The sequence below is a fragment of the Shimia sp. R9_3 genome (assembly GCF_017743755.1).
Taxonomy (GTDB): domain Bacteria; phylum Pseudomonadota; class Alphaproteobacteria; order Rhodobacterales; family Rhodobacteraceae; genus Shimia.
This window is the reverse complement of record NZ_JAGHRP010000003.1, coordinates 135,938-148,078: the sequence shown is the minus strand read 5'-3', so window position 1 is coordinate 148,078 and position 12,141 is coordinate 135,938. Positions and strand designations below refer to the sequence as shown.

General features: G+C 60.4%; 9 protein-coding genes. 1 reads left to right on the top strand and 8 read right to left on the bottom strand.

Annotation, left to right across the window (positions count from 1 at the left end):
• Positions 1 to 55 precede the first annotated feature (55 nt).
• From J7412_RS09530 to J7412_RS09495, 8 genes are all read right to left on the bottom strand, one after another.
• On the bottom strand, positions 56 to 2,506 hold the full coding sequence (locus J7412_RS09530) for an FAD-dependent oxidoreductase (protein ID WP_209078451.1): 2,451 nt from the start codon (positions 2,504 to 2,506) through the stop codon (positions 56 to 58).
• A 93-nt stretch (positions 2,507 to 2,599) separates the two neighbouring features.
• Positions 2,600 to 3,502, bottom strand: coding sequence for a homocysteine S-methyltransferase family protein (locus J7412_RS09525; RefSeq protein ID WP_209078450.1), 903 nt, complete (start codon positions 3,500 to 3,502; stop codon positions 2,600 to 2,602).
• Entirely contained in the window at positions 3,499 to 5,949 is a 2,451-nt protein-coding gene (locus tag J7412_RS09520; protein WP_209078449.1) for an FAD-dependent oxidoreductase, read from the bottom strand. Before J7412_RS09520 ends, J7412_RS09525 begins: the two co-directional genes overlap by 4 nt.
• An 11-nt stretch (positions 5,950 to 5,960) precedes the next feature.
• Complete coding sequence (locus tag J7412_RS09515; protein ID WP_209078448.1) at positions 5,961 to 6,584, bottom strand: LysE family translocator; 624 nt, start codon at positions 6,582 to 6,584, stop codon at positions 5,961 to 5,963.
• A 50-nt stretch (positions 6,585 to 6,634) separates the two neighbouring features.
• Positions 6,635 to 7,207 carry an XRE family transcriptional regulator gene (locus J7412_RS09510; protein ID WP_209064755.1) on the bottom strand — a complete coding sequence of 191 codons (573 nt, stop codon included), beginning with the start codon at positions 7,205 to 7,207 and terminating at the stop codon, positions 6,635 to 6,637.
• 232 nt (positions 7,208 to 7,439) lie between these two features.
• Positions 7,440 to 8,153 carry a phosphotransferase gene (locus tag J7412_RS09505; protein WP_209078447.1) on the bottom strand — a complete coding sequence of 238 codons (714 nt, stop codon included), beginning with the start codon at positions 8,151 to 8,153 and terminating at the stop codon, positions 7,440 to 7,442.
• 188 nt (positions 8,154 to 8,341) lie between these two features.
• The gene (locus tag J7412_RS09500) at positions 8,342 to 9,442 is read right to left on the bottom strand and encodes a class I SAM-dependent RNA methyltransferase (RefSeq protein ID WP_209078446.1); all 1,101 of its coding nucleotides are present in this window, start codon (positions 9,440 to 9,442) and stop codon (positions 8,342 to 8,344) included.
• Positions 9,439 to 10,815 carry an amidase family protein gene (locus J7412_RS09495; RefSeq protein ID WP_209078445.1) on the bottom strand — a complete coding sequence of 459 codons (1,377 nt, stop codon included), beginning with the start codon at positions 10,813 to 10,815 and terminating at the stop codon, positions 9,439 to 9,441. Before J7412_RS09495 ends, J7412_RS09500 begins: the two co-directional genes overlap by 4 nt.
• Before the next feature lie 84 nt (positions 10,816 to 10,899).
• Here J7412_RS09495 and J7412_RS09490 point away from each other — a divergent pair, with 84 nt between their 5' ends.
• Positions 10,900 to 12,114, top strand: coding sequence for an FAD-dependent monooxygenase (locus tag J7412_RS09490; RefSeq protein ID WP_209078444.1), 1,215 nt, complete (start codon positions 10,900 to 10,902; stop codon positions 12,112 to 12,114).
• Positions 12,115 to 12,141: the final 27 nt, after the last annotated feature.

The following is a 12,141-nucleotide window of genomic DNA, read 5'->3' as shown; positions in this document are numbered from 1 at the left end:
ACGCCCGATTTTGTGAGGGGGGCCATCACCATTCTTGATGATGGCCCCGCCGCTCTCAGACTTTGACCCGCTCGGACTTGGGATCATACATGGGCTTCAAAGAGGCCTCGGCGCGGATTCTGGTGCCCATCACATCGATTTCGTAGGTCGATGCCAATACATCCGCGGCCTTTTCTCCTTCGCACGGCACATAGCCCAGTCCAACGGCAGCACCTAGTGTGTGGCCGTAGTTCCCGGAGCTCAGGTACCCGACATATTCGCCATCACGCAGGATCGGCTCATTGTGAAACAGCAGAGGCTCAGCCTCTGTGAGCTTGAACTGCAAAAGCCGATTTTTGGGGCCGCTCTCTTTGCGTGCGATCACCGCCTCTTTGCCGATGAAGTCTGCTTTGTCCGTCTTCACAGCAAACCCGAGACCCGCATCCACCACGTGATCTTCGCAGGTGATGTCATGCCCAAAGTGGCGGAAGCCTTTTTCGATCCGGCAGCTGTCCATCATATGCATGCCGCAAAGCTTCAGCCCCATGTCCTGTCCTGCGTCCCAGAGCGTTTCAAAGGCATGTCCTGCCATATCTGAGGACACATAGATCTCCCAGCCAAGCTCCCCCACATAGGTCACACGATGTGCCCGCGCGAGGCCCATGCCCAGCTCAATCTCCTGCGCTGTACCAAACGGATTGGTCGCATTGGAGAAGTCCGCCGGAGACACTTTCTCAAGAAGCGTGCGCGCGTTTGGCCCCATGATGGCCAGTACACCCTCGCCCGCGGTGACATCTGTGATCACCACATTAAAGTTGCCCTTGTGACGCTGCATCCAGGTCTGATCCGCGAGCCGCGTTGCGGCAGGCGTGACCACCAGGTAGGCGGTTTCCGTCAGCCGCGTTACGGTCACATCCGCCTCAATCCCGCCGCTGCGGTTGAGGAACTGGGTGTAGACGATCTTGCCATTTGGCACCGAATAATCGCCGCCGCCAACGTAGTTCATGAAGGCTTCGGCATCCGGGCCGTCCACGCGGATTTTGCCAAAGGACGACATGTCATACATGCCGACATTCTCACGCACGGCGCGGTGCTCAGCGGCGGAGTTCTCAAACCAATTCTGGCGTTTCCAAGTGTACTGGTATTCGCGCTCTTGGCCTTCATTCGCAAACCAATTGGCCCGCTCCCAACCCGCAAGCTCTCCAAAAACGGCGCCCTGCTCTTTCAGGTGATGATGGAACGGTGTGCGCCGCACCCCGCGTGCTGTGGCCTTTTGGCGATAGGGGAAGTGATCCGCATAGAGCAGCCCGAGCGTCTCTTTGGAACGCTCAAACAGATAGGTTTTGTTGCCTTGAAACGGCTGCATGCGGCTGATGTCCACATCCCCAAGATCAAAAGGCCTGTCGCCATCATTCATCCATTGCGCCAGCGCCATGCCTGCGCCGCCCGCAGACTGAATGCCAATCGAGTTAAAGCCAGCCGCCACCCAGACATTGTCCATCTCAGGTGCCAGCCCAAGATGGTAGGCATCATCCGGAGTGAAGCTTTCCGGCCCGTTGAAGAAGGTGTGGATGCCCGCCTCAGCCAGCATAGGAAGACGGTTGCAAGCCGCTTCCAGGATCGGCTCAAAGTGGTCAAAATCTTCCGGCAGCTGGTCAAACTCAAAGCTGTCGGGAATGCCGTTCATGCCCCAAGGCTTGGCGTTGGGTTCAAAGGCGCCGAGCAGGATTTTTCCTGCGTCTTCCTTGTAGTAGGCGCATTCATCGGGAACGCGCAGCACCGGCATCTGAGTGAGGCCCTGAATGCCTTCGGTCACGATGTAGAAGTGTTCACAGGCGTGCAGAGGCACATTAGCACCCGCCATGCGGCCCACTTCATGGCCCCACATACCCGCGCAGTTCACAATCATATCGCAGGCAATGTGGCCTTGGGCGTTGCCGTCATCAGAGACCCAATCTACGCCCGTCACCTTGCGACCGGATTTGGCGATATTGGTGACTTTGATACGCTCCTTGACGATGGCGCCGCCCTGCCGCGCACCTTTGGCCAAAGCCAACGCAATATTGGCCGGGTCTCCCTGACCGTCCAGCGGCAACCAGACGCCAGCTTTCACATCCTCGATGTTGAGATGCTCATAACGCGCCTTCACCTCAGCCGGGGAGATCTCTTCGACCTCAACCCCAAAGGCACGTGCCATGGCCGCTTGGCGGTAGATCTCTTCCTTGCGCTCTTCGGTCAAAGCCACCGTGATCGAGCCGCATCGCTTAAAGCCTGTGGCCACACCCGTTTCGGCTTCAAGGTTTCCGTAGAGCTCTTGGGAATATTTCGCGAGCTTGGTCATATTTGCCGTAGCGCGCAACTGCGCGATCAGGCCTGCGGCATGCCACGTGGTGCCCGAAGTCAGCTGCTTGCGCTCCAAAAGCACAACATCTTTCCAGCCCAATTTGGTCAGGTGGTACGCCACAGAACAGCCCACCACACCGCCGCCAATAATCACCACGCGTGCTTTGTTTGGAAGATCAGCCATTACGATGTCCTTTCAGGTATTTCACAGGCTTAGGCCCAAGGCCGGCCAAGGGCGCTGCCCCCGGACACCCGGCGTAATTTCAGCAAGATGAAGTCAGGCCCCGACCAAGTCATAACCTGCCTCTTTCAAACGGTTTGCCAGTTCGGCGATATGACCCGGGCCGACCTCGCAGCAGCCGCCAACAAAGCGAGCGCCATCCGCGACCCATTGCATGGCAAAGTCCGCGTAGCGTGCGGGCGTCACATCATCGCGGGCGCGCAGCCCGTCAACGGTACCGCCGATTTCAAGCGGATCGATGCCCGTGAAAGCATTGGCGTAGGCACCGGTTGCACCTGCGGACGCCAACACGGCCGGAAGCCCGCCGGACACAACTTCGGGTTTGGAACAATTCAGGCCAATGCCCGCGACTTTGATGCCCTTGAGCGCGTCCAACGCGGCCTCAAGCGGCTCTCCGGAACGCAAGGTCTGGCTGTTGTCGTCCTTGAGCGTGACAAACACCCATGTTGGCTTGCCTGTTTCGACACCAGCCTGAGCTGCAGCAGTTGCCTCGGCAATGCTGGACAAGGTCTCGCAGAGGATGACGTCACACGCCGCTTCCTGCGCCGCGACTATTTCCTGATAGGCTGGCAGCAAATCAGCGTGGCCGAGTGACATATCCGGGCGATAAGACCCGTGCAGCGGTGGCAGGCAGGCGGCCAGTTTGACGCCGTCCGCTTCAACTTCATCCCGTGCAGCATTGGCAAGGTCAATCGCCCGCTTCTGAAGCGTTTCAAACATATCGCCGACACCCTCCCGCGTCAGCCGCTCAGGCGTCGCGGAATAGGTGTTGAGCGTGATCAGGCGCGCGCCAGCCCGGATAAAATCCGCATGCACTGCCTGCACGGTCTCCGGCTCTTCCATCATCACCTTGGTGGACCAAAGCGGATGGGCCGACATGGATGACCGGGCCAGGAGCTCCTGACCCGATCCACCATCTTTCAAGATTACCTGCGTCATGCCCGCAGGCGTTCGTTGGCCGGATCCCAGAGCGGCTGATCCTCTTGCACCACGGCGCGGTATTTCTCGCCGTAGATCTCAACCTCTAGCTCGGTGCCGGGCTTCGCCAGATCCGCCTGCACCATGCCCAGCGCGATGGACGCATTCACCCGATGCCCCCAGCCGCCAGAAGTGGTTTCACCCACAATCTGATCGCCGTGCCAGATGCAAGACATGTAAGGCGCGTCAGCATCACCGGCCTCTACAACCAAGGTAACAAAGGATTTTTTGACGCCTTGCTGCAGCTCGTTCTGGATCGCGGCTTTGCCCGGGAACGCCTGCGGCTTGTCAAGCTTCACAAAACGGCCAAGGCCCCCTTCGAGCAGAGAGTAATCCGTGGAGAGATCGCCTTTCCACGCGCGGTAGCCTTTCTCAAGGCGCAGCGAGTTCAGCGCATACATGCCAAACGGTGTCGCTCCAGCGGCGATGATGGCATCGTAGATTGCTGGCATATGCTCATTCAGCGCATGCACTTCCCAACCCAGCTCACCCGCAAAAGACACACGGATCAGATAGGCAGGTTGCCCTGCGACGGTCGCGCTTTGGTGGGTGAGCCAACCGCTCTGCAGATCCGCATCGGTCAGGTTTGCCAGAATCTCACGCGATTTTGGACCTGTGACAATCAGCGTGTCGCGGGTGGTGGTCACATCCTCAACCGTCACACCCGCTGGCATGACTCTGGTCAGAATATCGCGGTCGTGCCATTGCGCAGTGGCCGCTGTGATCATCACAAATTCATCCTCACCCAAACGAATGCAAGACATCTCTGTCAGGATGCGGCCGCGGTCATCTGAGACATAAACAAGGTTCATCCGACCGACCTTTGGAAGGCCACCTGTCACGAGGCCACGCAGTGCTTCGGCCGCGCCCTCGCCTTTGACCATGAAGCGGGAAAAGCCCGGCAAATCAAGCACACCGCAGTGATCGCGCACCGCTTCGCACTCTTCTTTTATGCGCTGCTCCCAAGGGCCGGAGCGTCCCCAGGTGTGGGTCGCATCCAGCGAGGTGTCGTCGCCATCTTTGGCGAACCAGTTGGCCCGCTCCCAGCCGTTGTAGGCCCCCATAACACCGCCTTGTGCAACCACCCGGTCATGGACGGGGGAGAGCTTCTTGTCGCGCGCGGCGGGCCATTCGTGATGCGGGAAATGCATGGCGTATTCGTTGCCGTAAACTTCCATGCCTTTCTTCACGCAGTAATCATGATCGGTGTAATCGGTGTAGCGACGCGGATCGACGGCCCACATATCCCACTCGGTGTGGCCATCCACGATCCACTCTGCGAGCACTTTGCCAGCCCCGCCGCCCTGAGCGATGCCGAAGGTGAACACACAGTTTTCAAAGGCATTTTCCACGCCCGGCATGGGGCCGATCAGTGGCAAACCGTCTGGAGCATAGGGGATCGGGCCGTTGATCACACGGCTGATGCCGGAGGTGGCCATCAGCGGCACACGCTCCATGGCGTCGGTCACGATGTCCTCAATCCGGTCCAGATCGTCAGACCAGAGCTGGAAGGAGAAATCATCCGGCATCGGGTCGGCGTCTGTGTCCCAATGCGCCTTACAGTTGGGCTCGTAAGGGCCGAGGTTGTAGCCGTGTTTCTCCTGACGGAGGTAGTAGGAGATATCCACGTCGCGCAGCAGTGGGAGCTTCACACCGCCGTTGGCTTTGGACCATTCTTCGACCTCTGGGATTTCTTCGGTCAGCAAATACTGGTGGCTCATCACCATCATCGGCACAGAACGGCCGCCGTAAGGCTTGAACCATTCGCCCACGCGCTGCGCATAGTAACCTGCTGCATTCACAACATAATCACAGGCGATGTCGCCTTTTTCCGTGTGCACAATCCAGCTTTTGTCTTCCTGCTGGGTCACGCCGGTCGCCGGGCAGAAACGGATGATCTTTTGCCCCATGTCCCGCGCGCCTTTGGCAAGCGCCTGGGTCAGCTGGGCCGGGTCGATGTCGCCATCGGTGGGATCATAGAGCACACCCATGAGGTCGTGGGTCTCAAGGAAAGGATAGCGCTCCTTGGCCTCTTCCGGGGTCCACATCTCCATCGGGATACCCTGATACCGCGCCATGGACATGGCCCGTTCAAACTCCTGCACACGCTCTTTGGTATGCGCCAGCCGGATCGAGCCGGACTGGTGATAGTTCATCGGGTAGTCCACCTCTTCACCCAAGCGGGCGTAAAGCTCGGTGGAGTAGCGCTGCATATTCATGATGGCCCAAGAGTTTGAAAACGTGGGCACATTCCCGGCCGCGTGCCATGTGGATCCGGCGGTCAGCTCGTTCTTTTCCAGCAGAACACAATCGGTCCAGCCCTTCTTGGCGAGGTGGTAAAGGCTTGAGGTGCCAACGACCCCACCGCCGATGATGACCACGCGGGCCTTGGTTGGAAAATCGGACATGTTGGTCTCCCTTAGTCAAAAACCAGTTTGGCAGCGAGGCCGCCAAAAATGATGGATGCGCATTTGTTTAGAACCCCGGTGGCCTTCTTGAGCTTGGCTCCGACCAAGCCTGCGGAGAGGCCGATCATGGAGACCACGACAAAGCCACCAGCGGAAAACATGAGGCCCAAGATGGCGATCTGGTGCCAAATGGGGCCGGCCTCAGGTGTGGTGAACTGGGGCAAGAAGGCGAGGATGAAGAGGATGATCTTGGGGTTCATCATATTGGTCAGGAACCCGCGACGCAGCGCGCGCGCGACGTTTGCGCGGCCGTCAGCTTCCTCTGAAGGTGGCAAGGCACGCCAGGATTGCCAAGCCAAAACAACAAGATAAGCCGCTCCTGCATAACGGGTCACCAGCAGGGCCGTGGGGGATGCAGCGATCACAACGGCAAGACCTGCGGCGGCCAAGGTGATGTGCATCAGCAAGCCCAGCGTCACGCCAACAGTGGCGGCAAACCCAGCTTTGGGTCCGCCCGCAATACCCGAGGCAATGGTGAACATCATATCCGCGCCGGGGGTCAGATACATCACCAGCGAGGCCGCCATGAAGGCCCAGAGCGTGACGCTTTCCATATTTGCGAATGTTTCAAGCATGGCCTTCCTCCTTGTTTTTAAAGCGTTTCTCAGATTGGTGTGTCAGAACATCAATAGACCGGCGGGGCGATCACCCAGATCGCGACACAGGGGTCGTCGTGCGGGTTGGACCAGTGGTATTCCTCACCGCGGATGCGGAAGCTGTCGCCTGGACCGACCGAGAATTCCTGTGTCCCGATCCGTAAATTCAGTTTGCCTTCAACCACATAGCCAACCTCCTGCGTGGGGCGCGTGGCGGGCACTTGCATCTCGGAGCGGGGCGCGAAGGTGGAATGCACCATCTCAAAATCATCGGTCAGATCTGGTGAAAGCAGCTCTTCGATCAGCCCTTCCTCGCTGCCACCCATCGGACGGCGGGCGCCTGCGCGGACGATATAGCCCTGTTCATGGGCCAGCGCGGAGGACTGACCGAACAGCATAGACATAGGAACTTCAAGGACTTGCGCGATTTGACGGAGATCGGAAATGGTCGGTTCGGACTTGTCGCGCTCGACCTGACTGAGCCACCCCACAGACCGTTCCAGCGCCTCTGCCATATCCGTCAATGTCAGGCCGCGCGCCTTGCGCAGCGCGCGCAGATCGGCGCCAAGCGTCTGGGGGTTTTGGGGCACATCGTGCAGCATATAGCGCGAATCCAGTCGTGAAATTTTTCCCTCGAATTTCACGGTGCCTCAGTTTGGTGAAATTTCAAAGCACTTTTTCACGCGATCTTCACATTTGTTGCGCGCGCCAAAAGCCGCGTTAACCATAAAAAACAACGTCGGTATCGCGTCTGTATTGCGGCTGTATCGCGTAGGTGCGAAATTTCGGTCCGAAAAAAGGTTACCCCAGCGCGCGTTGCGTGAATTTCACAGCTCAAAATCCGCGCAGGTCTCGAGCAAGTTGACGGGCGTGTTCCGGCTCCCGCTGCCAGCCGCAGGCCACCTCCCATGCGAGATGGGCAAGACGCGCCTCCGGCCCCAACGGCTCAAGCATCACCCGATCAAAAAGCGGCAGGTCGCGGCGGCATTCATCCCAATCAATCAGCCAGAGATGCCCCAGCGGATCACGCAGCAGATTGCCCGGCGCAAGGTCGCCATGCACCACACAGAGCGGCGCGGTTTGCACGGCACTCCAAGCGGCCCGGCACAGGGCCACAAGATCGGCGGGCATGCGTGTGAGGTCGACGTCGCCGCCCGCCGCGCGGGTCAGCAGGTCGGCGGTGGCACAAAACCCGGGCCGTTGAGACAAAGCGCGGCTCATTTCGTGAAACCGGTTGAGCGGGGCGGAAAGGTCAGAAGCCGCAGCAGGCGGTATCGCCGCCCCCTCGACAAGCTCCTCACATATCCAGCCTTCAGCGATCCAATCGCCGGACAGGCTGCGGCGCATGTGCGGCACATTTAGCCCTGCGGCACGGGCAATGGTCTGCACCTCCGAAAGCCAAGCTATGGCCGCCTCTGACCGTTGGGTGGATTTGAACACCAGTTCCTTGGGCAGGCCGCGCGTGCGCCAGACCGTATTGCGATGCCCCCCTCTGAGCTCTTCAAGCGGCGCATGGATGCCCCAGAGATGCAGAGGTGGATGGCTCATCGCGTTGCGGCTCCTGTCCTAGGCGGCGTCTGCATTTAGACATGCCACCGGTTTCAGACCAAAATCTGGGTTTGCAAGGCGCTTTCGCGCAGGAAGGGTGGCTCTTTTTCAAGCGAAAACAACGCAGCAAGGGCAGATTTTGGCCAAATCCGTCTCGCGCCGGTGACATGTCTAAATGCAGACGCCGCCTAAGGCACCTCACAAGTGTAGAGCTGCACCTTCAACCCGCCATGCGCCACGGTGGCAAAAGGTGTTTCTAGCGGCAGACCGGTGGCGCCGGCGAGCCCTGTGTCGGTGGTGACGATGCCCACGGTCCAGCCGGAGAAATGCTGCGAGAGCGCTTTGCCAAAGCTTGCGTAAAGCGCAAACAGCCCTTTTTTGTCGCCGATCCGCGCGCCGTAAGGCGGGTTCACCACAACGATACCGGGAGGGCCATCTGGCGGCGTGATCTCGCCTGCGCTTTTCTGGGCAAAGCTGGCCCAATCCGCCACCTCTGCGCGGCTGGCATTTTCGCCTGCCATGCGGATCGCACCGGCGTCTTTGTCGGAGCCAAAGAAGCGTGCGTTGGGCGCTGTTGCCTCGCCATTGCGCAGCGCTTGGAACGCCTCGATGTCAAAATTGGCGAGCTGCTGAAAAGCAAAGCTGCGGGAGCGCCCCGGCAGAAGCCCGGCGGCGATCTCGGCCGCTTCGATCACAAAGGTGCCAGAGCCGCACATCGGGTCATAGACCGGCTGGCTGCCATCAAAGCCAAGCTGGCGCAGGAACATGGCAGCCATGTTTTCGCGCATGGGGGCCTTGGCGACGGCGGATTTGTGGCCGCGCTTGTGCAGGCTTTCGCCCGTGGTGTCGAGCGAGAGGGTGACCATATTGTTGTCGATCCGCGCTTTCACCACCACGTCGGCCTCTGCCGAAATGGGCGCGCCAACGGCGGTGGCCAAGCCCCGCTCGATGCGCTCTTTGGCAGCACCTGCGTGGTAGATCTTGGATTTCTGCGTGGCGACATCCACCTTCAACGGCACATCCGTGCGCAGATATTGCCGCCATGGCATATCAGCGATCAGACGCTCCAGCTGATTGAGGTGCATGGCCTGAAAATTGTCGATCCGCGCCAGCACGCGCACCGCGCCGCGCAGGCTCAGATTGGCGCGCCAGACATCCTGCCAGTTGCCGCGAAAGCGCACGCCGCCGGGCATCATTTTGGGCTTTTTGAAGCCCAGATCCGCCATTTCCGCCGCCAGAGGCTTTTCCAGCCCCGGCGCGGTCACCACAAAGATTTCAAATTTTTTCATGCGCCGCTTGTAGCGGGCTTTGTCAGATGACGCGAGGCGTAGTCTGCATGAAAAAGCGGCTCCACAGCGGCGGCCAAGCGCAAGAGGCGCGCTTCATCGCCGCCTTTGACCAAGAGCATGACGCCACAGGAAGGCACATCCGTGGGCAGGGTGATGCCTGCGCTGCCCATGAGGTTGCCGATGCGGGTGTTGCGCAGGGCAAGCAGGTTTTCCGTGATGTAATAGTCCTGATCGGTCATCAGGCGTTCCACATTGGGCGGCAGGATCGGGGCAGTGGGCAGGACCACAGCGTCATAGTTGGCAATGCGGGCCTCCCAGATCTCGCGCAATTCATGCAAGCGCTGCCAAGCGGCGACGTAATCCGGCCCGGTGATGGTGGCCCCGGCGCGGAACCGCTCCAGGATCTGGTCAAACATCTTATCCGGTGCCGCCTCGATGATGTCTTTCCACTCGCCGTAAGCCTCCGCCGTGTAAAGCGGCGCAGTGAGGCTCATGGCCTCCGCGATCTCCGGCGCTTGGATGAACTCAAGCGACGCGCCAGCGACTTCGATGCGGTGGATGGCGCGCTCAAAACCCGCCATAGGGGCCTCGCGCACGCCCTCAAGCGCGATGGTTTCCAGCACAGCGAACCTTTTGCCAGCAAGCGATGCACCGCGCAGATCGACCGGCGCGCTGCCATCCAGCATGGCAAAGAGCAGCGCGGCGTCCTCTACTGTGCGGGTGATCGGGCCGATGGTGTCAAAGCTGCGGCACAGCGGCACCACGCCTTTGCACGAAATCCGCCCCGGCGTGGTTTTCAGACCGACAAGATCATTCCACGCCGCCGGAATGCGCACCGAGCCGCCGGTGTCAGAGCCGATGCCCGCAGGCGCAAGGTCAAACGCCACGCTGGTGGCCGCCCCGGACGAGGAGCCGCCGGGCACTGCGCCTGCGTCATTCACGCAGGGCGGTGTGGCGGTGATCGGGTTGAGGCCAAGGCCGGAGAACGCCAGCTCGCTCATATGGGTTTTGCCAAGGCAGATCAGACCCATGGCGGTGGCATTGGAGAGCACCTCAGCGTCTTCCTGCGGCACACGGCCCTTGAGCAGGGCAGATCCGGCTTCCGTCACCACACCGGCGCTGTCAAACAGGTCTTTCCAGCTGATCGGCACGCCATCAAGTGGCGAGAGGCGCAGCCCCAGACGGGCGCGTTCGGAGGCGGCGGCGGCCTCCGCCAAAGCGCGCTCGCGGGTGATCGCAGAATAGATGCGATCACGCAGTGAATGGCCTTCAATGGCGGTCAGATAGGTTTCGGTCAGCGCCACCGGATCGATTGCCCCGGCCTCGATCCCGCGCCCCAGATCCGCAACGCCCATTTTCAGCCATTCCAACATTTTGCTCTCCAAACCTCTGATCAGCGCGACGGTAGCGGCGCAATCGCGCATGGACAATCCCGAACCGACACCCATATTGGCGTCATGAGTTTTGACACTGATATTCTGATCGCTGGTGGCGGGCTGAACGGCCCTGCCCTGGCGCTGGCGCTCGCGCAGGCGGGCTTTGATGTGACCGTTGTGGATGCGCGCCCTGCACCCGCACGGGCGGCAGGCAACTTTGACGGGCGTGGCTATGCGCTGGCGCTGGCTTCCAAGCGGCTGCTGAGTGCGATTGGTGTCTGGGAGCAGGTGGCGGATCAGGCCGAGCCGATGCGCGACATCAAGGTCTCAGACGGGCGCGCGGGCGAAGGGCCGGCACCGTTCTTCATGCATTTTGACCACCGCGAGCTCGAAGAAGGCCCGATGGGGTTCATGCTGGAGGACCGCTTTCTTTACCGCGCCTTCCTGGCGGCAATGGAAGCCGAGCCGAAAATCACGCTGATATCCGGCACAGAGGTTACCGATCAAGCGGTTGATGTCAGCGGTGTCACGGTCACGCTGAGTGATGACACAACACGGCGCGCAAGGCTGCTGGTGGGCTGTGACGGGCGGCAGACCGGTGTTGGCAAACGCGCGCGTATCAAGCGCACCGGCTGGGGCTATGGGCAGACCGCGCTGGTCTGCGCGATCAAACATGAAAAGCCTCACCATGGCGTGGCGCATCAGTTCTTTATGCCCCCCGGCCCACTGGCGATCCTGCCGCTGCCAAACAATATGAGCTCCATTGTCTGGTCAGAAACCGACGAGGCCGCTGCTGCCATCCATGCGCTGTCTGACGAGGACTATATGGCGGTGCTGCGTCCGCGCTTTGGCGATTTCCTTGGAGAGATCGAACTGGCGGGCAACCGCTTTACCTATCCGCTGAGCCTGTCGGTGGCCAACAGCTTCATCGCAGAGCGCGTGGCGCTGGTGGGGGATGCGGCCCATGGCATGCACCCGATTGCCGGGCAAGGGCTCAACGCTGGTCTGCGCGATGTGGCCGCGCTGGCGCAAATCCTGACGGAGGCACAGCAGCGCGGCGAAGACATCGCTTCTCCGCTGGTGCTGGGCCGCTATCAGGAATGGCGGCGTTTTGACACCGCCACGCTGGTGGCCGCAACCGATCTGACCAACAAGCTTTTCTCCAACGACAACCCACTGCTGCGCGCCGCGCGAGATGTGGGCATGGGGCTTGTGGGGGCAATGCCGGGCCTGCGCCGCACCTTCATGCGTGAGGCTGCGGGCCTCAATGGTGAATTGCCCAAGCTGATGCAGTAGCCTCCCGGCCCGCGTTTCTCATTCGTC

Excerpts from the sequence above, each read along its gene's own strand:
- J7412_RS09530 (WP_209078451.1), bottom strand. The coding sequence starts at position 2,506 with ATGGCTGATCTTCCAAACAAAGCACGCGTGGTGATTATTGGCGGCGGT.
- J7412_RS09525 (WP_209078450.1), bottom strand. The coding sequence starts at position 3,502 with ATGACGCAGGTAATCTTGAAAGATGGTGGATCGGGTCAGGAGCTCCTG.
- J7412_RS09520 (WP_209078449.1), bottom strand. The coding sequence starts at position 5,949 with ATGTCCGATTTTCCAACCAAGGCCCGCGTGGTCATCATCGGCGGTGGG.
- J7412_RS09515 (WP_209078448.1), bottom strand. The coding sequence starts at position 6,584 with ATGCTTGAAACATTCGCAAATATGGAAAGCGTCACGCTCTGGGCCTTC.
- J7412_RS09510 (WP_209064755.1), bottom strand. The coding sequence starts at position 7,207 with ATGCTGCACGATGTGCCCCAAAACCCCCAGACGCTTGGCGCCGATCTG.
- J7412_RS09505 (WP_209078447.1), bottom strand. The coding sequence starts at position 8,153 with ATGAGCCATCCACCTCTGCATCTCTGGGGCATCCATGCGCCGCTTGAA.
- J7412_RS09500 (WP_209078446.1), bottom strand. The coding sequence starts at position 9,442 with ATGAAAAAATTTGAAATCTTTGTGGTGACCGCGCCGGGGCTGGAAAAG.
- J7412_RS09495 (WP_209078445.1), bottom strand. The coding sequence starts at position 10,815 with ATGTTGGAATGGCTGAAAATGGGCGTTGCGGATCTGGGGCGCGGGATC.
- J7412_RS09490 (WP_209078444.1), top strand. The coding sequence starts at position 10,900 with ATGAGTTTTGACACTGATATTCTGATCGCTGGTGGCGGGCTGAACGGC.